Annotated in this window: 12 protein-coding genes; 5 read left to right on the top strand and 7 right to left on the bottom strand. The window is 52.3% G+C overall.

Annotated elements, in window-relative coordinates; translation table 11 throughout:
• Nucleotides 1-6 precede the first annotated feature (6 nt).
• Nucleotides 7-1,254, top strand: a complete 1,248-nt coding sequence (locus IMQ48_RS20010) for a SulP family inorganic anion transporter (RefSeq protein ID WP_196210378.1) — start codon at nucleotides 7-9, stop codon at nucleotides 1,252-1,254.
• Here the strand turns inward: IMQ48_RS20010 and mgtE are convergent.
• The 6 genes from mgtE to IMQ48_RS19980 form a co-directional block, all read right to left on the bottom strand.
• Nucleotides 1,217-2,653, bottom strand: a complete 1,437-nt coding sequence (mgtE, locus tag IMQ48_RS20005; RefSeq protein ID WP_196210377.1) for a magnesium transporter — start codon at nucleotides 2,651-2,653, stop codon at nucleotides 1,217-1,219. The genes IMQ48_RS20010 and mgtE overlap by 38 nt on opposite strands.
• 151 nt (nucleotides 2,654-2,804) lie before the next feature.
• Complete coding sequence (locus IMQ48_RS20000; RefSeq protein WP_196210376.1) at nucleotides 2,805-4,448, bottom strand: multidrug ABC transporter permease/ATP-binding protein; 1,644 nt, start codon at nucleotides 4,446-4,448, stop codon at nucleotides 2,805-2,807.
• A 75-nt stretch (nucleotides 4,449-4,523) separates the two neighbouring features.
• Nucleotides 4,524-5,174: a DNA oxidative demethylase AlkB gene (gene alkB / locus IMQ48_RS19995; RefSeq protein WP_196210375.1), complete on the bottom strand. Its 651-nt coding sequence runs from the start codon at nucleotides 5,172-5,174 to the stop codon at nucleotides 4,524-4,526.
• Entirely contained in the window at nucleotides 5,174-6,238 is a 1,065-nt protein-coding gene (gene ada / locus IMQ48_RS19990) for a bifunctional DNA-binding transcriptional regulator/O6-methylguanine-DNA methyltransferase Ada (RefSeq protein WP_196210374.1), read from the bottom strand. Before ada ends, alkB begins: the two co-directional genes overlap by 1 nt.
• A gap of 79 nt (nucleotides 6,239-6,317) precedes the next feature.
• Complete coding sequence (apbE, locus tag IMQ48_RS19985; RefSeq protein WP_196210373.1) at nucleotides 6,318-7,373, bottom strand: FAD:protein FMN transferase ApbE; 1,056 nt, start codon at nucleotides 7,371-7,373, stop codon at nucleotides 6,318-6,320.
• Nucleotides 7,374-7,488: 115 nt separating this feature from the next.
• Nucleotides 7,489-8,586 (bottom strand): porin OmpC, encoded by a 1,098-nt coding sequence (locus IMQ48_RS19980; protein WP_196210372.1) that lies wholly within the window; start codon nucleotides 8,584-8,586, stop codon nucleotides 7,489-7,491.
• A gap of 741 nt (nucleotides 8,587-9,327) precedes the next feature.
• On the opposite strand from IMQ48_RS19980, the gene rcsD reads away from it, so the two are divergent.
• Both rcsD and rcsB read left to right on the top strand, forming a co-directional pair.
• A complete protein-coding gene (gene rcsD, locus IMQ48_RS19975) occupies nucleotides 9,328-11,997 on the top strand; it encodes a phosphotransferase RcsD (RefSeq protein WP_196210371.1) in 2,670 nt (889 codons plus the stop codon).
• 16 nt (nucleotides 11,998-12,013) lie between these two features.
• Nucleotides 12,014-12,664: a response regulator transcription factor RcsB gene (gene rcsB, locus IMQ48_RS19970; protein ID WP_045445418.1), complete on the top strand. Its 651-nt coding sequence runs from the start codon at nucleotides 12,014-12,016 to the stop codon at nucleotides 12,662-12,664.
• Nucleotides 12,665-12,777: 113 nt separating this feature from the next.
• Here the strand turns inward: rcsB and rcsC are convergent, their stop codons facing one another.
• Nucleotides 12,778-15,624: a two-component system sensor histidine kinase RcsC gene (gene rcsC, locus IMQ48_RS19965; RefSeq protein WP_196210370.1), complete on the bottom strand. Its 2,847-nt coding sequence runs from the start codon at nucleotides 15,622-15,624 to the stop codon at nucleotides 12,778-12,780.
• A 167-nt stretch (nucleotides 15,625-15,791) separates the two neighbouring features.
• Between rcsC and atoS the strand changes: the two genes are divergently transcribed.
• A complete protein-coding gene (gene atoS / locus IMQ48_RS19960) occupies nucleotides 15,792-17,630 on the top strand; it encodes a two-component system sensor histidine kinase AtoS (RefSeq protein WP_196210369.1) in 1,839 nt (612 codons plus the stop codon).
• Nucleotides 17,627-19,012, top strand: a complete 1,386-nt coding sequence (gene atoC, locus IMQ48_RS19955; RefSeq protein WP_196210368.1) for an acetoacetate metabolism transcriptional regulator AtoC — start codon at nucleotides 17,627-17,629, stop codon at nucleotides 19,010-19,012. Before atoS ends, atoC begins: the two co-directional genes overlap by 4 nt.
• The last annotated feature ends 40 nt before the right edge of the window (nucleotides 19,013-19,052 follow it).

Below are 19,052 nucleotides of genomic sequence, written 5' to 3'. Positions count from 1 at the left end.
GTAACTATGTCTGCGACTCATTCATCCCCTGCCGCCGTGGCAGAACATTCCATCGGCGTTGTGCTGCGTCAACCCCGCCTGCTGATGCGCGAAACGCTGGCTGGCGTGGTTACGGCGCTGGCGCTTATCCCGGAAGTGATCTCCTTTTCTGTCATCGCCGGCGTAGATCCTAAAGTCAGCCTGATGGCCTCGGTTGTCCTGTGTCTGGCGATGTCCTTTTTAGGCGGACGTCCGGCCATGGTTACCGCCGCAGCCGGATCGGTTGCGCTGGTCATTGGCCCGATGGTGCATCAGCACGGCGTGCAGTACATCCTGCCCGCGGTGTTGCTGGCCGGGGTTATCCAAATTCTGTTTGGTGTATTGGGGATGGCGCGTCTGATGCGTTTTATCCCTGGGGCTGTGATGACCGGCTTTGTTAACGCGCTGGGCATTTTGATCTTCTTTGCTCAGGTTCCGCACTTCTGGAGTAAAAGCCCGTTGATTTGGGGGCTGTTTGTTCTGACGCTGCTTATCGTGCTGTGGGTACCGCGGTTTATTAAAAGCATTCCCGCGCCGCTGATTGCCATCGTGCTGCTGACGGTCTTCACCGTGACCAGCGGGCAGTTGTTGCCTACCGTCGGTGACGAAGGCTCAATGAGCGGTGGATTACCCAGATTCACACATCTGTTAGTGCCTCTCAACCTGCACACATTGGCGATTATCTGGCCCTGCGCGCTGAGTATTGCCTTTGTCGGCTTGATGGAGTCGCTGCTTACCGCCCGACTGGTTGACGATCTGACGGTCACGCCCTCGAATAAAAATCGTGAAAGTACGGGGCTGGGGATAGCCAATATTCTGGCCGGGTTTTATGGCGGTATCGCCGGATGCGCGATGATTGGTCAAACGATTGTTAACGTTGAGATGGGTAAAGGACGCAGCCGCGTCTCTACGTTCGCCGCCGGGCTGGTCTTGCTGCTGTTGGTCACTGCGTTAAGCGACATGATGGCAAAAATCCCCATGTCGGTGCTGGCTGGTATTATGGTCATTGTGGCGGTGAAAACGTTCAGTTGGCACAGTATTCAGCCAGCGACACTGGCGAAAATGCCGATCAGCGAAACGCTGGTGATGCTGATTACCGTTGCCGCAACGGTGTCGACCGGCAACCTGGCAATTGGCGTGGTTGCCGGGGTGTTGACGATGCTGATCCTGCCGCGCATCGTCAGAGGCAAACGCCCGACTACACCAAAAACAGCGTCGCCAAACCGAGAAAAATAAAGAACCCGCCGGTGTCGGTAATGGCAGTGATCATCACGCTTGAGCCGATCGCCGGGTCGCGCCCCAGCTTGACCATGGTCATTGGAATGATCACCCCCATCAGCGCTGCCATTAACAGATTAAGCATCATTGCCAGGGTCATCACGCCGCCGAGCGCCATGTCATCGTACAACCACCAGGTGATGCCGCCCATAATCCCGCCCCAGACCAGCCCGTTAATCACCGCCACGCCCATTTCACGCAGGATCAGGAACGTCAGGTTTCCTGGCTGAATGTTTTGCAGCGCCAGCGCGCGGACAATCATGGTGATGGTCTGATTACCGGTGTTGCCGCCGATCCCCGCCACGATGGGCATGAGCGAGGCCAGCGCCACCAGCTGTGAAATCGTGTGTTCAAAACCGTCAATGACGCGTGATGCGATAAACGCGGTACAGAGATTGACGGCCAGCCAGGCCCAACGGGTTTTTACTGCTTTGGTGACCGGGGCAAAGACATCTTCTCCGGCGCTTAAACCCCCCATCCGACGCAGATCGGTGTCCGTTTCTTCATACACCACATCGACGATCTCATCGATGGTTAATCGCCCCATCAGCTTACCTGTTGGGTCCACCACCGCCGCACTGACCAGGTTGTCGCGTTCAAAGGTACGCGCGGCATGCTCGGCGATATCTTCCGGAGCAAAGGTGAGCGGATCGTCTTCCATCACCTCACTGACTTTGCGCTGCACATCATTGAGCAGAATACAGGTTAAGGTCAGCTCGCCCACCAGTACTTTATTACGATCGGTGACGAAGAGTTTATCGGTGTTCTCCGGCATTTTACCCAGCCGTCGCAGGTAGCGCTGTACCACCTCCAGCGTCACGTCCGGGCGCACGGTAATGACTTCGAACTCCATGATCGCACCGACGCGATTTTTCTCGTAGTGCATCACCTGGCGCACGCGCGCACGCTCTTCCGCCGGCAACGTCGCCAGCAGTCGACCGGTCAGGTTACGCGGTAAATGCTGCACCACGTAAATCTGCTCGTCGATGTCGAGGTATTGCAGCGCGTCGAGCAACTCCCGGTCCGACATTTCATCGATCAGATCGTCCCAGACGTTTTCGGACGCTTCCAGCAGCACATAACCACGCTTGTCGCTTTGAATTAGCCGCCACAGCGCGTGACGCTCTTCGGAGGGTAATGCTTCGAGGGTATCGGCCAGATCGGGTGGCGGCAAATGCTCCACCAGTGCCCCTACCTCAGCAATATCGTCGGCCAGAGTACCGACGTCATATTGCTCAGCCAGGGTAAGCTTGCCCAACAGCGTTGAAATAATGGCTTTATCAGTGGTCAGCAGCCAGATCAGGCGGGCACGTTCTTCATCACGTAGCCTGGCGCTATTTTTGTTTATTACGGACATCAATCATAAATCCATGATATGAAATATCATTAATCATGATGCCGAATTATGTAAATAACAATAAACGAAGCCGCCGGATGAATAAAAAACCGGCGGCAAACGGAGTTAAAGGCCCGATAAGCGTAGCGCCATCGGGTAACGACTCACCGATTCAGGCAGTACGTGCGACGGCATCACGCGAGGCAGCGTCGCGATCGTCACCCAGCAGCTCAGTCAGCTGACCATTGCGCATCTCAAGCAAGCGATCGGCATGAATAAAGTAGTGATCATCGTGACTAATGGCAAAAATGGTTTTGCCCATCTCTTGCATCAACGGCAACAGCACCTGGTAGAATTCTCGACGGAAGTGCGGGTCCTGATCGGCGGCCCATTCATCCAGCAGAATAATGTCGCGTTCCTCGGCTAACGCCAGCAGCAGCGCCACACGTTTTTTCTGCCCTTTCGACAGCTTAAGATTCAGAATGCGCCCGTCGTTCAGCTCCAGCTTGTGCGCCATCTGCAGATGTTCCAGCCACTTATCGACCAGCGCCGGATTGGCCGATTGACCTTCCGGCCCCAGCAGTTTGTCAAACAGCCAGACATCGGTAAACACGGCGGAGAACAGCTTGCGGTAGTCTTCAGGTTTGTCGACCGCCACCGCCTTGCCGTCGAGCAGGATCTCGCCAGACTGCGGCTGGTATAATCCGGTCAGTAACATGGCCAGCGTAGATTTCCCGCTTCCATTGCCGCCAATCAGGAAGATCAGCTCGCCACGGTGAATGGTCAGATTGACCGGCCCAACGGAGAAGGCATTGTCCTGATAGTGGAAAACCACGTTACGTAGCTCGAGCGTTTTCCAGTTTGGGAATGCGGTAGGACGTGGAAACTCCGCCCTGAACGGCGCCAGCGCAAATTTATTCAGTTTATTAAACGCCACCTGGGCGGTGAGCAGCGTGGGCAGCGCGCCAACGGCAGACAGTAGCGGCGTACGCAGGAACAGCAGCGTCAGCGAATAGGTTGCCGCGACGTTAGTATCCGCCCAGCCGAGGCTGTTAGCCATCCAGAACACCAGGCCAATGGCACCCAACATCATAATGTTCGACCAGTTGACTGCGCTCAGATGGAAGGTATCGGCACGAATAATATGGTGGCGGTACTCTTTGGCATCCGGGACGTACAGTTGATTAAAAATATGCTCAGCGCGTTCACGGTTAAGGGTCAGCTCTTTGCGCCCTTCCAGCACCGTCTGGTAATCGTTGTACAGCTTGTCTTCGGTTTCGCGCAGGGTAGCCATGTGTTTATACACCCGCGCCACCAGCACGAATCCACCCCAGATGGTGATTGCCATCCAGATTGCCGTCACCAGCAACATTTTGGTCGACAGCATCGCCAGATATGCCGCAGACCCGACGGTCAATATGATCCCTTGTACCAGCTCCGGCAGGCGGACAAAGGCGATGGTGATATTGCGGATATCGCTGGTTAAGCCAGCCAGCAACGCGGCGCTACCGAGCTGTTCGATGCGCTCGACGTGAGTATCCAGAATACGTTTGATAAATTCGCTACGCAGACGGTAGACAAAGTGGTGTCCCAGCGTGGTCAACGCCAGCTGTGAACCAAGGGTCACGATCATCAGCAACAGCAGCAGGCCGAGAAATTCCGGCAGCACCATCAGCGTGGTGTCGACCGTTTCAATCAGGCGCTGGTTGATAAACGCAATCAGCCCAATCCCCAACGCAGCACTGACAAGGCTGAGCGCCATGACGCTGATAAATGGCCAGCGATACTGCCGCCAGACAAGAAGTAAAAGTTCCATGTGTTCAACCCGGACAAGTAATAACAGCCCGCAGTTTAAACATCTCTTCGCCGACAGCAATAATAATTCTTATTTTTATTCTTCTTTACTGGCCCGGCGAAAAGTCAGATTGTAGCGACAGTCCGTCGTCAACGGATGGTACCCTGTCTTAAGCGGCTGTATACCATGATAAAACAGCCGCGATTTTCCGCCCCACACCACCACATCACCGTGCTCCAGTAGCAGACGTTTTAGCGGATCGCTGCGCTTCAGGCCACCAAACTGAAAGATTGCTGGCAGGCCCAGCGAAACAGAAACAATAGGGGCTTGCAGGTCGGGTTCGTCTTTATCCTGATGCAATGACAACTTGGCCCCAGGCGTATAGCGGTTGATCAAACAGGCATCCGGTCGGAAATCGGGGTAGCCCGCGGCGGTTGCTGCCTGCTGACACAAATCGGCAAAGACCTCCGGTAAAGACGGCCAGGCACTACCGGTCAACGGATCGACCGGAGAATAGAGGTAGCCATGCTGATCGGTGGTCCACCCCAATTGGCCGCAGTTGGTCATCGCCACCGACATCGTATACCCGCCGGGGGTCACCATTTGGCGAAACGGCGACGTTCTGACAACGACCGCCATTGCCTGTAATAAAGCAGGTGCGGCATCAAACGCAAAACGGCGCAAAATGACCGCACCGGAAGCCAGCGGTTCCTGCCAGGGTTTTGCCTGTGCAAAGAGATCAAGCATTATCTGTCCTCGCCAGTGGTTTCACGTTGCAGCAATTGCGCCTTGCGTGCGACGCCCCAGCGATAACCTGAAAGCGCACCATCGCTGCGGATCACCCGATGACACGGGATCACAATCGCCAGCTTATTTGCCCCGCAGGCACTCGCCACAGCACGAACCGCTTTCGGTTTGCCCACGGCATTGGCCAATTGCTGATAGCTAACCGTTTCACCACAGGGAATATCGCGCAGCGCCTGCCACACCTGCTGCTGAAACGCCGTTCCCCGAATATCCAGCGGCAGCGACAGCGGGGTATTGCGCGTGTTAATAGCCGCGATCACCTCATGCACATGCTGCTGAAAATCGGAGGCCGCAGGCATGTCTTGTGCGGCGGGGAACAGTTCGTGCAGCTCAGATATCAACGTGGCATCGTCATCACCGAGTAAGATTGCGCAGATACCACGCTCACTTTCCGCCACCAGACAACGGCCCAGTACGCAGTCCGCCACGGTATAGCGAATCGCGAGCTTATCGCCGCCTTGACGAAACTGCTTCGCCGTCATACCCAGCGCTTCATCCGCTTTACGGTAGTAGCTGCTGCTGTTGGGGAAGCCAGCATTCAAGTAAGCTTGGGTCACCGGCTCGCCTTTCGCCAGCGCGTCACGCAGACGCCTGGTGCGCCAGGACTGCTGCCACGCTTTCGGGGTCATGCCCGTTGTGGCTTTAAACAGACGATGTAGATGAAACGGGCTCATCGCCACCTGCTGAGCTAAAGCCTCCAGCGTGAGCGGCGACTCCTGCTCTAACAGCTGGCACGCCAGGCTAATCTTCTCCAGCCTCTGCTGCTGGGCGTTGGCTTTATCCGGCTGACAGCGTTTGCAGGGACGAAACCCTGCCGCCAGCGCCTGCCCGGCATCGGCAAAGAAACGGACATTTTTACGCAGCGCATGTTTAGCCCGACAGGACGGTCGACAAAAGATACCGGTGGTCTGTACGGCAAAAACAAACTGACCGTCAGCGTCTGCATCACGCTGCAACACAGACTGCCAGCGGTCATCATCCGTTACGCGTTTAGCTTGATTCATAATGGACTCCTTTGTTAAGCATAGTGCTTAGCCTCAGTGTGTCCGCATTGCAGTGCGTAAAAACCCGCAATCTTGCTTTTTAATTTTTTTCACTCACCAGAAAGCTTTCGAACTGCGGCGACATCCAGGTTTTAAACCCCTCGCCTTCTTTGACAATCATATAGACCGCCAGCCCTTCACGACGCACCACTTCTTTAGCTTTGTCGGTGCCAAGCACCATCAGTCCGGTATCCCAGCCATCTGCTTCCAGCGCCGTTGGCGCAATCACCGTCACCGAGACCAGATTATGCTCAATTGGCCGACCGGTTTGCGGATCGATAACATGCGACAGACGCTTTCCGTCCAGTTCGTAATAATTGCGATAACTGCCGGACGTGCTGATGCCATGACCGTTAATATCGACAACCGCCTGCACTGCGTTTTCCCGATCGGTGGGCTTCTGGATCGCCACACGCCACGGGCGTCCCTCGGCGTTCATCCCCCGGCTGTTCAGCGCCCCACCAACGGACACCAGATAGCGGGCGATCCCCTCCTGCTCCATCAGTCGGGCCAGATGATCGGCAGCATAACCTTCACCCACAGTAGAGAGATCCACATACAGATCAGGTAAATCTTTCTGCAGATAGTTCTGCCGCGTGTCATTGATTACGCTCAGGTGCTGCAGCCCGGTTTGTGCTTTTGCGGCGTCAATTTGTTCCTGCGAGGGGATATGCAGCGGCTGCTGGTCCGGCCCAAATCCCCACAGGTTAACCAACGGGCCGACGGTGATGTCCATCGCGCCATCGGTTTTCGCGCCAATACGCAGCGCCGAGGTGATGATATCCGCCATGGCATCGTTGACCGGCCAGGGCGACAGGCTTTTTGACAAGTTAAAACGCATCAGCGCAGAATCGTTTTTATAGGTTGAGAGCAGCTGATCGTCTGCATCAAGCTGTGTCTGGATCTTGTCCCGCAGTTCTTCGGTGCGTTTAGCATCAACGTTCACCACGCTAACCCGCCAGAAGGTGCCCATCGTTTTGCCTTCCAGTACGGTGGCCGCAGGCGGTGTGGTCTGAACCGGCTTTGGTGCGTTATCGCAGCCGACAAAAAAGATCGTTACAGCCAACAGGGCTGCACGGTAAAAATGCATATCCATACGTGATTATCCTCATGCGAACGGACGCAAGAGTACACCAAAAAGGTTGCCTGTACGCCGGAATAACGGCATTAAAAAAGGCCCCGCAGGGCCTTTTAATAACAATAAACGCAGATTAGAACTGGTAAACCAGACCCAGCGCTACGATATCATCGGTAGAGATACCCGCATCACGGGTGAAGTTGTTGTCATCCAGCAGGTTGATTTTGTAATCAACATAGGTAGACATGTTTTTGTTGAAGTAGTAAGTCGCGCCAACATCAACATATTTCAGGATGTCCTGGTCGCCATAACCACGACCCAGGTCTTTACCTTTGGACTGCAGGTAAGCCACGGACGGACGCAGACCGAAGTCGAACTGGTACTGTGCAACAGCTTCGAAGTTCTGCGCTTTGTTAGCCCAGCCTAAATCACCTGCACGCGTTGCGTTGTAGGTCTGGGTGTACTGTGCAGCCAGGTACACGTTGTTCGCGTCGTATTTCAGACCACCGGTGTAGGTTTCAGCACGGTCACCATCACCAATGTAGTTAATGGTGTTGTTCTGGTCGGTTGTACGTTTGGAGCTGGTGACTGCGGTACCCAGCGCGAAGCCTTCGCCGATATCATACGTGATCGACCCGCCAACACCGTCGCCGTTCTGTTTCAGTGCATCACGGCCGTTATTGGTCATGCCTTCGCCACTTACGCTACCGTTTTTGCCCTGGTACTGAATGGCAAAGTTCAGACCATCAACCAGACCGAAGAAGTCGGTGTTACGGTAAGTTGCATAACCATTACCACGCTGCTGCATGAAGTTGTCAGCACCGTAGGTGTCGCCGCCGAATTCCGGCAGAACGTCGGTCCAGGACGTTACGTCGTAAACTACGCCGTAGTTACGACCGTAGTCGAATGAACCTGCATCAGCGAATTTCAGACCCGCAAACGCCACACGGGTCCAGGCGTTATTTTCGCTTTCAGCTGCGTTGCCCTGAATCTGGTATTCCCATTGGCCGTAACCGGTCAGTTGGTCGTTTACCTGAGTTTCACCCTTGAAGCCGAGACGCATGTAAGTCTTGTCACCATCATCACCTTTGTTGTCGGAGAAATAGTGCAGACCGTCGACTTTGCCGTACAGGTCTAATTTGTTGCCGTCTTTGTTATAAATTTCAGCCGCATTCGCGGTACCTGCTACCAGCAGAGCCGGTACCAGGAGGGACAGTACTTTGACTTTCATGTTATTAACCCTCTGTTATATGCCTTTATTGCTTTTTTTATGCCACTGCATACTGATTACGTTCATTAACCAGTCGGCAACTTCATTCTCCGCAAAAACACAGAATAATCCAACACGAATATGATACTAAAACTTTTAAGGTGTTTCATTTATCATCATAGATGTTTCAAAATGTTAATATCAGGGAACTTTTTAAAAATCAAAAAACGAGCAAAATAAGCACGAATAGTCAAGAAACATACATATAACAATATAAATCAAACAATTACATTCAAAAAACTCATAGCACTGAATGACAAAACAAAATCTTCACTCGCAACTAAAATAGCGCTGCTATCATCATTAACTTTATTTATTACCGTCATTCATTCTTGAATGTCTGTTTACCCCTATTTCAACCGAATGCTCTGCGTTCGGTTTTTTTTTACCCTTCTTTACACAAAACCGACCGTTCTGTGCTACCGAAGAAAAACTATAACGACTATTAACTATTTTTCCGTGCATTAATCACTTCCAAACTATCCTAATAATTTCTTGTTATTTCATGCTAAATTCATACCCTCGACGTTTCTATTTGTACCCGATGCCTCTCGCTATACAGATTGACCGCGTGGTGACGATGGCACGATATGCGGTAAACAAATGCCGCGCGTCCGGTGCTGCGAGAGTATGGCAATTCATCCATTACCCTTTATACTGCCCCTTCATCTTAAGCATCGTTCTAACAGGTCTTAAACACGAATGAGTCAGTCAGACACAACGGCTTCTACCCGATTCTCCCTGCTCCCGGGAAGTATTACCCGTTTCTTCTTATTACTGATCGTTGTGCTGTTAGTGATGATGGGCGTAATGGTCCAGAGCGCAGTCAACACCTGGCTAAAGGACAAGAGCTATCAGATTGTCGATATTACTCATGCTATCCATAAGCGGGTAGATATCTGGCGATACGTCACGTGGCAAATTTATGACAATATTGCCGCCACCCCACAATCCGCCACCGCGGATGGGCTGCAAGAAACCCGCCTGAAACAAGATATCTACTATCTTGAGAAGCCACGCAGAAAAACCGAAGCGCTTATTTTTGGCTCGCACGACAGTTCAACGCTGGAAATGACCCAGCGTATCTCAACCTACCTGGATACGCTGTGGGGAGCCGAGAATGTCCCGTGGTCAATGTATTATCTCAATGGCCAGGACAATAGCCTGATCCTGATTTCGACGTTGCCTCTGAAAGATTTAACCTCCGGCTTTAAAGAGTCGACTATTGGAAATATTGTCGATTCGCGTCGTGCAGAAATGCTGCAGCAGGCCAATGCGCTGGATGAACGTGAGAGCTTCTCTTCACTGCGCCGCCTGGTCTGGCAAAACGGACATTACTTCACGCTGCGTACCACCTTTAATCAGCCGGGACACCTGGCTACCGTGGTGGCATTTGACCTGCCCATTAATGATTTGATCCCGCCAGGTATGCCGCTGGACAGCTTCCATCTGGAGCCGGATACCACCTCCACTATCGAACATAATAGCGAAAAAGAGTCGCCTGACAGCGTGAGTATCAGTTTCAATAACGCCAAAATTGAGATCTCATCGGCGCTAAATTCAACGGATATGCGACTGGTCTGGCAGGTCCCGTTCGGCTCATTACTGCTCGACACCTTGCAAAATATCCTGCTGCCGCTGTTGCTGAACATCGCATTGCTCGCACTGGCGCTGTTTGGCTATACCACCTTTCGCCACCTCCCTGCCCGCTCGACCGACGTGGCGCCAAACCTTGCAGCCAATAATGAATTACGCGTTTTGCGAGCAATTAATGAAGAGATTGTTTCACTGCTGCCACTGGGCTTGTTAGTGCATGACCAGGAAGCCAACCGTACGGTCATCAGCAACAAAATTGCCGACCACCTGCTGCCGCATTTGAATTTGCAAAACATTACCAGCATGGCGGAACAGCATCAGGGAGTGATCCAGGCCACCGTCAATAATGAGCTGTATGAAATCAGACTGTTTCGCAGCCAGATCTCACCGCGCACGCAGATCTTTATTATTCGCGACCAGGACAAAGAAGTACTGGTGAATAAAAAACTGAAACAAGCCCAGCGCTTGTATGAGAAAAACCAGCAGGCCCGCGCCGCCTTTATGCAAAATATCGGCAATGCCCTGAAAGATCCGGCCAGAATACTGGCCGTTAACGCCGCTGCGCTCAATACGCCTGACAGCCAAAAACTGGCAAATCAGGCTGATGTGCTGGTGCGGATGGTCGATGAAATTCAGTTGGCTAATATTCTGGAAAGCGACAGCTGGAAAAGCGAATCCACACTGTTTTCTGTTCAAGCGTTAATTGATGAAGTAGTGCCTGACCTTCTGCCGGTCATTAAACGCAAAGGGCTGCAACTGCTGATTAAAAATCACCTCAGCGCCAACGATGAACGCCGTGGCGACCGCGACGCCCTGCGCCGTATTCTGCTGCTACTGATTCAATACGCAGTAACCACTACGCAAATTGGCAAGATTACCCTCGAAGTTGACCAGGATGAATCAGAGGCAGAGCGCCTGACCTTCCGTATACTGGATACCGGCGAAGGCGTAACGTTGAATGAAATTGATAATCTGCACTTCCCGTTCATCAATGAAACTCAGGGCGATCGCTATGGCAAAGCCAACCCGCTGACATTTTGGCTGTGCGATCGACTGGCCCGTAAACTGGGCGGACATCTGAACATCAAAGCGCGTGAAGAACTTGGAACGCGTTATATCGTCCATGTTAAAATGCCGCTGCATGACCAACATGCAGACGTTGAAGAACGCTTGTTGGATGACGTCTGTGTGATGGTTGATGTCACCTCCAGTGACGTACGTAGCATTGTGTTACGTCAGTTAGAAAACTGGGGAGCCACCTGCATCACGCCCGATGAAAGGTTAACGAGTCAAGAATATGATCTCTTTTTAACTGATAATCCGTCTAATCTTACTGCCTCGGGCTTGCTTTTAAGCGATGATGAGTCTGGCGTACGCAAAATTGGCCCTGGTCAGCTGCGCGTCAACTTTAATATGAGTAATGCTATGCAGGAAGCTGTCCTCGAGCTAATAGAAGAGCAGCTGGCGCAGGAAGAGATCCAGGAACTCCCCCTCGGCGGAGATGAAAACGCCGAACTTCATGCCAGTGGTTACTATGCACTCTTTGTAGACACAGTACCGGATGATGTTAAGAGGTTGTATACTGAGGCAGCAACCAGCGATTTCGCTGCGTTAGCCCAAACCGCCCATCGCCTGAAAGGCGTGTTTGCCATGCTTAATCTGGTACCCGGCAAGCAGTTATGTGAAGCGCTGGAACATCTTATTCAAGAAAAAGATGCTCCAGGTATAGAAAAGTACATCAGCGACATTGACGCTTACGTCAAGAGCTTGCTGTAGCAAGGTAGCCCAATACATGAACACTATGAACGTAATTATTGCCGATGACCATCCGATTGTACTGTTCGGTATTCGTAAATCACTTGAGCAAATCGAATGGGTGAACGTAGTCGGCGAATTTGAAGACTCCACAGCACTGATCAACAATTTGCCTAAATTAGACGCTCATGTGTTGATAACCGATCTCTCTATGCCGGGAGATAAATACGGCGACGGGATTACGTTAATTAAATACATCAAACGTCATTTCCCGAGCTTGTCGATCATCGTTCTGACCATGAACAACAACCCGGCGATTCTCAGTGCGGTTCTGGATCTCGACATTGAAGGGATCGTACTGAAGCAAGGCGCACCAACGGATCTGCCGAAAGCACTGGCCGCGTTGCAAAAGGGCAAGAAATTTACCCCGGAAAGCGTCTCTCGCTTACTGGAGAAAATCAGCGCCAGCGGTTATGGCGACAAACGTCTGTCACCGAAAGAGAGCGAAGTTCTGCGTCTGTTCGCGGAAGGTTTCCTGGTCACTGAAATCGCCAAAAAGCTCAACCGCAGTATTAAAACCATCAGTAGCCAGAAAAAGTCCGCGATGATGAAACTGGGCGTAGAAAACGATATCGCCCTGCTGAATTATCTCTCGTCCGTGACGCTAAGCCCGTCCGACAAAGACTGATTCCTTTTAGCGTCAACACGCCTGATGGTACTGCGTTTATCAGGCCTACGAACAATACAGCATTGAGTATGTTCCGTAGGCCTGATAAGACAAACGCCGCCATCCGGCATTTTTTATCCCCGTGTTTTTCTCACTCTTTCCGCATAAACCGTCAGCGTTTGCTTCAGCACATCTAACGTCACCGGCTTGGATAAGCAACTATCCATACCTGACTCCAGACAACGCTGCTTCTCTTCTGCCAGCGCGTTCGCCGTTACACCGATAACCGGCAGCGTAAGTCCCAGCTGGCGAATGCGCTGCGTCAGGCGATAACCGTCCATATTCGGCATGTTGACGTCGCTCAACACAATGTCGATATGATTTTTACTCAGCACATTGAGCGCATCCACACCGTCATTGGCAGTTTTACACTGATATCCCAGCGATCCCAGTTGATCGGCTAACAATCGGCGGTTGATCGGATGATCGTCAACCACCAGAATCATCATGTCATCATGAGTACTGCCAATCTTATCCGGTGCAGGCAGCGCGCTGGAGAGGTTTTCACCATCCAGTTCAACGCTGCAAATATGCGCCAGCAGCGCAGGTAACTCGTGCGGTGACGCCACGCTGTGCACCCACTCTCCTGGTGACCTTTCCAGCGGAATACCAATATGTCGGCGACAGAAAATCACTGCGGCACGTCCCTGCCATGCCTGTTCCTGTACATCATCGGCAATCAGCACATCGTCAGCATCGGGTTGCTGGCCTTCATAACGTAGCACCGTCATACCGTTACGCATCAAGCTGGCTTCGATAAAGTGATACAGCGAAGCGTTACGTACCGCCAGCCAACAGCGGGTATCGGCCAGCCCTTCCACACTTTTTGTCAGCGGATACTGCGCACCATACAGTGGAATGCGCAGCGTAAACTGGCTGCCCATTCCCGGTTCGGAATCGACGGATATATCACCGTCCATCATACTGATCAGTTTTTCACAAATCGCCAGCCCCAGCCCGGTTCCCTGGAAATTACGCTGCACTCCGGTTCCGACCTGAAAGAAAGGATCGAACAGGCGCACGACTTCTTTGGCCGGAATCCCTACGCCGGTATCGCGCACGCGGATGCTGAGATAGTCACCGTGACGCTGCACATGCAGCACAATGCAGCCGGTATCAGTGAATTTAATCGCATTACTCAACAGGTTAGAAATCACCTGCTGCAGGCGCATGGGATCGCCATTCAACGCCACCGGCACATCCGGCTCGATAAAACAGTACAATCCCAGCTGCTTGCGCACCACCAACGGCAGGTAGTTGGCCGTAATGTGATTCATCACCTCGCGTGGTGAAAACTCACGCGGCTCAATTTTCAGCTGTTCAGATTCGATTTTTGAGAAGTCGAGAATATCGCTAATAATTTTCAGCAGCAGGCTGGAGGAGTTGTTCATCGCCGTAACCAGCCGATCGACACCGCTCGGTAATTCTTTGGTTTGCAGCAGATCCAGGTTGCCAATAATACCGTACAGCGGTGTACGCAGCTCATGGCTAACCGTGGCGAGGAACATTGATTTCGACTGGCTTGCCTGTTCCGCCGCCTGCGCCATCTCCTGCAGCGACTCTTCCATTTTGACACGCGCGCTCACATCAACCAGCACGCAAATCGCCACGTTTTCATTGCGATAGCGTGAATGCACAAAGCTGATTTGCAGATTGGTATTGTTGCTGGTGAGCACATCAACAAAGTTAACCTGCTGTCCGCAGATAATCTGTGTTAATCGCTGCCTGTCCTCATGGGTCAACATGTTCAGATAGGTATGCGCCAGCTCGTTACTCAGGATGTTAATACCGTCGATAGTACGCAGAATACAAATGCCTACTGGCGCAGAAGCGACAATTTTACGGTTAAACTGCTCATGCTCTTCCAGACGCTGGGCATCGCTTTCTGCAGGGATAAAAATACGTCGCTCATACATTCGCGTCAGCATAAACAACGCCGCGCCCACCAGCACATTCAGCAGAATAGCATTGAGGATCAACATGCGAATACGTTCCAGCACCAGATCGACCGGCACGGAATACACAATACTGAGCGATGATGGCGGCAGATTTTTCTTCAGCACCAGCTCGCGAAAACCTGGCGTGTAACCAAACCAGGAACGCTCCTGCATCCAGCGCGGTTCAGCTGTAATCGTTCCCTCGGGGCCGGTCAGTGAAATCAGCGCGTGGCCATTTTCATCAAGAATGGTCACACCCATTGGCAAATTACCCGGCGTGAAGAAGTTTTCCATCCGAATAGGCTGTTCAACACCGAGCAGCGCCTGCAGGCGATTAGCCAGATACACCGGTGTTAACGCATAAAAATAGCCCACCCCCGGACGCGGCCCCTGGCTTATCCAGAACAGGTTATTGCCGTTTTCGTCCTGCGGGGCATTACGATATTTCATGATGCGTTCATGCAGCGCTTTCAGCGCCTCATCGCGTTCAACCGGCATGTCACGCAGACCAAAGTTCGCCATGCACAGGTTATCGCTGCCAATCAGGAACACACGGTTTAAATCATAAGCAGCGGAGAAATTGTCACGCCAGTAGCGCATAAACCACGCCAGTGATTCCAGCGAACCACGCCAGGCGTTACCCATCACAGCACAGTCGGAATCAGCAAACAGCGGCTCAAAATTGGGCACCACGGTTTTATCATCCCGCGCCCGCAGCGACATCACGCCGTTTTCCGCCGTTAAGCGATTCTCCGCTATATATTTCAACTCTTTGATCACATCAGACGTACGCTGAATGTAGCGCTGGGCCTGATCGGAGCTAAGCGTAAACTCCTGGCGGATCTCAGATTCTCGCTGATGCAGCGCATTCACAATGTAGAACACACTCGCAAACGCAATCAGGAACCAGATCAACAGCGCCAGCGCTCTGAACAGGTAGCGTGAAATTTTTAGGGTTGCATGAACAGAAGCAAGGTATTTCAAAGGGGCGAAGCTCCGCCTCAGGGTATGAATAAGTGTGGTTAAGGTAGCGGTAAATGCCCGGCGTCGCAATGCCCTCTCTTTACGGGAATATGATACACCGCTGAGAAAACATTGTCCTAACCCCTGATAATCGCCGTTGGCCTCAAACACTCTGCACGGATGTCAGAATGCCCGACCTGAAATGGCTGACGCGTCGTTTAACCCCACGACGTTTACGCAACCAAATGATCATGATGGCTATTCTAATGGTGATTGTGCCGACGATATCCATTGGTTATATCGTAGAAACCGAAGGACGTTCAGCAGTCTTGTCTGAAAAAGAGAAAAAACTGTCGGCTGTCGTGCACTTGCTTAATGATGCCCTGGGCGATCGCTTTAGCCACTACGCTACTCTGCCTCGCGAGGCACGTATTCGCGCACTTAATGCCGAGCTAAGCCCTCTCACTGAGCGTATTACGCGCGCATTTCCGGGCGTAGGCGCGGGTTATTACAACAAAGCGCTGGATGCCATTATCACCTATGCGCCCTCTGCTTTTTATCAAAGTAATGTTGGCATCACAATCGACGTCGATCACCCCGGACGTGAAGTGATGAGCAGTAATACTCCCGTCGTTTATTCCGGACGACAGGTACGTGGTGACATACTCAACTCCATGATCCCGATAGAGCGACAGGGTGAAATTATGGGTTATATCTGGGCCAACGAACTGACAGAGGATATTCGCCAGCAGGCCTGGAAAATGGACGTCAGGATCATTGCGGTGCTGGTCGCGGGATTAATCAGCAGCCTGTTACTTATCATTCTCTTTTCACGCCGACTCAGCGCCAATATAGACATCATCACTGACGGACTCTCAACACTGGCGCAAAAAACGCCCGCCCAACTGCCCGACCTACCGGGTGAACTGGGGCAAATCAGCCGTAGCGTCAATGCACTGGCACAAACGCTACGGGAAACCAAAACGCTAAACGACCTGATTATTGAAAACGCAGCTGATGGCGTCATTGCTATCGACAGACAGGGCGACGTCACCACGATGAACCCGGCGGCGGAACAGATAACGGGGTATAAGCTGCATGAACTGGTTGGGCAATCCTATGCGAAACTGTTTGCCGATACCCAGTTCTATAGCCCGGTACTGGATACCCTCGAATATGGTACCGAGCATGTCGCCCAGGAGGTAAGTTTTCCGGGACGTGGCCGCACCATTGAGATAAGCGTCACCACCAGTCGGATCCATAACGCCCATGGCGAGCTGATTGGTGCGCTGGTTATCTTCTCCGATTTAACCGCTCGTAAAGAGACCCAGCGTCGACTGGCACAAACGGAAAGGCTCGCCACCCTCGGTGAACTGATGGCCGGCGTCGCCCATGAAGTGAGAAATCCACTGACAGCAATTCGCGGTTATGTACAAATCATTCGTCAGCAAACGTCGCTGCCAGAGCATCAGGAATACTTATCCGTAGTGCTGAATGAAATTGATTCAATCAATAAAGTTATCCAACAACTGTTGGATTTTTCACGCCCACGGCAAAGCCAGTGGCAGCAAGTTCAGCTCAATGCGTTAATTGAAGAGACGCTAATCCTGGTGCAAACCTCCGGTATTCAGGCGCGTATCGCCTTTACCACCGAATTAGATGCCAACCTGCCAGCAATCGTCGCCGATCGCGAACTCCTCAAGCAGGTGATCCTTAATATTTTAATCAATGCGGTGCAGGCAATTGGTGCGCGGGGCGAAATTCGCATCCGCACCTGGCAGTACACGGTATCGCAGCAGGCGGTGATGATTGAGGATAATGGCAGCGGTATTGACACTGCCATACAGAAGAAAATATTTGACCCATTCTTTACCACAAAGGCGTCAGGCACAGGTCTGGGGCTGGCGCTAAGCCAGCGCATTATCAACGCGCATCAGGGCGATATTCACGTCACCAGCATGCCGGGCTGCGGCGCAACCTTCACGCTTATTTTACCGCTCAACCCGCAGAGAACCCCGTCAGAATGAAAACGACCTACCGTATTCTCATCGTTGATGATGAAGAAAATGTTCGCCGCATGCTTGCCACCGCATTTTCTCTGCAAGGGCATGAAACCCACTGCGCCAGCGACGGTAAGGCTGCACTGCTCCTGTTTGCTGAGACGCAGCCCGACGTGGTGCTGATGGACATCCGCATGCCGGTGATGGACGGCATCGAAGCACTGAAAGTCATGCGCACTCAGCAACCGCGGATCCCTGTCATTCTAATGACCGCCTACGCTGAAGTCGAAACGGCGGTAGAAGCATTGCGCTGCGGTGCGTTTGATTATGTGATAAAACCCTTCGATCTTGATGAGCTTAACCTGGTGATCCAGCGCGCGTTGCAGCTACAGGCGATGAAGCAGGAGATCCGTAACCTGCATAAAGCGCTAAGCACCAGTTGGCAGTGGGGGCATATCCTGACCAACAGCCCACTGATGATGGATATCTGTAAAGATACAGCGAAAATCGCCCTCTCCCACGCCAATGTACTGATTAGCGGCGAAAGTGGCACCGGAAAAGAGCTAATTGCCCGCGCCATTCATTACAACAGTCGTCGTGCCAATGGCCCATTTATCAAAATCAACTGTGCTGCTCTGCCAGAATCGTTGCTGGAAAGCGAACTGTTCGGTCATGAGAAAGGGGCTTTTACCGGGGCACAAACGCTGCGTCAGGGCTTATTCGAGCGCGCCCATCAGGGGACACTCTTACTCGATGAAATTGGCGAAATGCCGCTGGGTCTACAAGCGAAGTTGCTACGTATTCTACAAGAGAGAGAATTTGAGCGTATCGGCGGGCATCAAACCATTCGCGTTGATATTCGTATTATTGCCGCCACCAACCGATGCCTGCAAACAATGGTGAAGGAAGGCTCCTTCCGCGAAGATCTGTTTTATCGACTGAACGTCATTCATCTGACGTTGCCGCCGTTACGCGAACGCCGTGAAGACATCGCCCTGCTGGCCAACCATTTTTTACAGAAATTCAGTTCCGAAAACCAGCGCGATATTATCGAAATTGACCCAACGGCGATGTCTATACTCGCCACCTGGCCGTGGCCGGGTAATATTCGCGAACTGTCTAATGTCATTGAGCGTGCGGTGGTCATGAGTACCGGTGCGGTAATTTTTGCCGACGACCTCCCCGCCCAGTTCCGCCGCCCGCTCAGCGTGACGACTGAGGTAAAGCCTACATTCTCCGGGGAGCGAAATCTGAAAGAAGAGATGAAGCGCGAGGAAAAAAGAATCATCGTGGAGGTTCTCGAACAGCAGGACGGAAACCGTACCCGCACGGCGTTGATGCTGGGGATCAGCCGACGCGCGTTGATGTATAAATTACAAGAGTACGGCATTGACCCTTCGGGTTCCTGATACGCAAATTTGCTATGCAGAATTTTGCACAGTGCGCAAA

Source organism: Citrobacter sp. Res13-Sevr-PEB04-36, assembly GCF_015672735.1.
Classification (GTDB): domain Bacteria; phylum Pseudomonadota; class Gammaproteobacteria; order Enterobacterales; family Enterobacteriaceae; genus Citrobacter.
This window is presented reverse-complemented; position numbering and strand designations above follow the sequence as displayed.

Excerpts from the sequence above, each read along its gene's own strand:
- IMQ48_RS20010 (WP_196210378.1), top strand. The coding sequence starts at position 7 with ATGTCTGCGACTCATTCATCCCCTGCCGCCGTGGCAGAACATTCCATC.
- mgtE (WP_196210377.1), bottom strand. The coding sequence starts at position 2,653 with ATGTCCGTAATAAACAAAAATAGCGCCAGGCTACGTGATGAAGAACGT.
- IMQ48_RS20000 (WP_196210376.1), bottom strand. The coding sequence starts at position 4,448 with ATGGAACTTTTACTTCTTGTCTGGCGGCAGTATCGCTGGCCATTTATC.
- alkB (WP_196210375.1), bottom strand. The coding sequence starts at position 5,174 with ATGCTTGATCTCTTTGCACAGGCAAAACCCTGGCAGGAACCGCTGGCT.
- ada (WP_196210374.1), bottom strand. The coding sequence starts at position 6,238 with ATGAATCAAGCTAAACGCGTAACGGATGATGACCGCTGGCAGTCTGTG.
- apbE (WP_196210373.1), bottom strand. The coding sequence starts at position 7,373 with ATGGATATGCATTTTTACCGTGCAGCCCTGTTGGCTGTAACGATCTTT.
- IMQ48_RS19980 (WP_196210372.1), bottom strand. The coding sequence starts at position 8,586 with ATGAAAGTCAAAGTACTGTCCCTCCTGGTACCGGCTCTGCTGGTAGCA.
- rcsD (WP_196210371.1), top strand. The coding sequence starts at position 9,328 with ATGAGTCAGTCAGACACAACGGCTTCTACCCGATTCTCCCTGCTCCCG.
- rcsB (WP_045445418.1), top strand. The coding sequence starts at position 12,014 with ATGAACACTATGAACGTAATTATTGCCGATGACCATCCGATTGTACTG.
- atoS (WP_196210369.1), top strand. The coding sequence starts at position 15,792 with ATGCCCGACCTGAAATGGCTGACGCGTCGTTTAACCCCACGACGTTTA.
- atoC (WP_196210368.1), top strand. The coding sequence starts at position 17,627 with ATGAAAACGACCTACCGTATTCTCATCGTTGATGATGAAGAAAATGTT.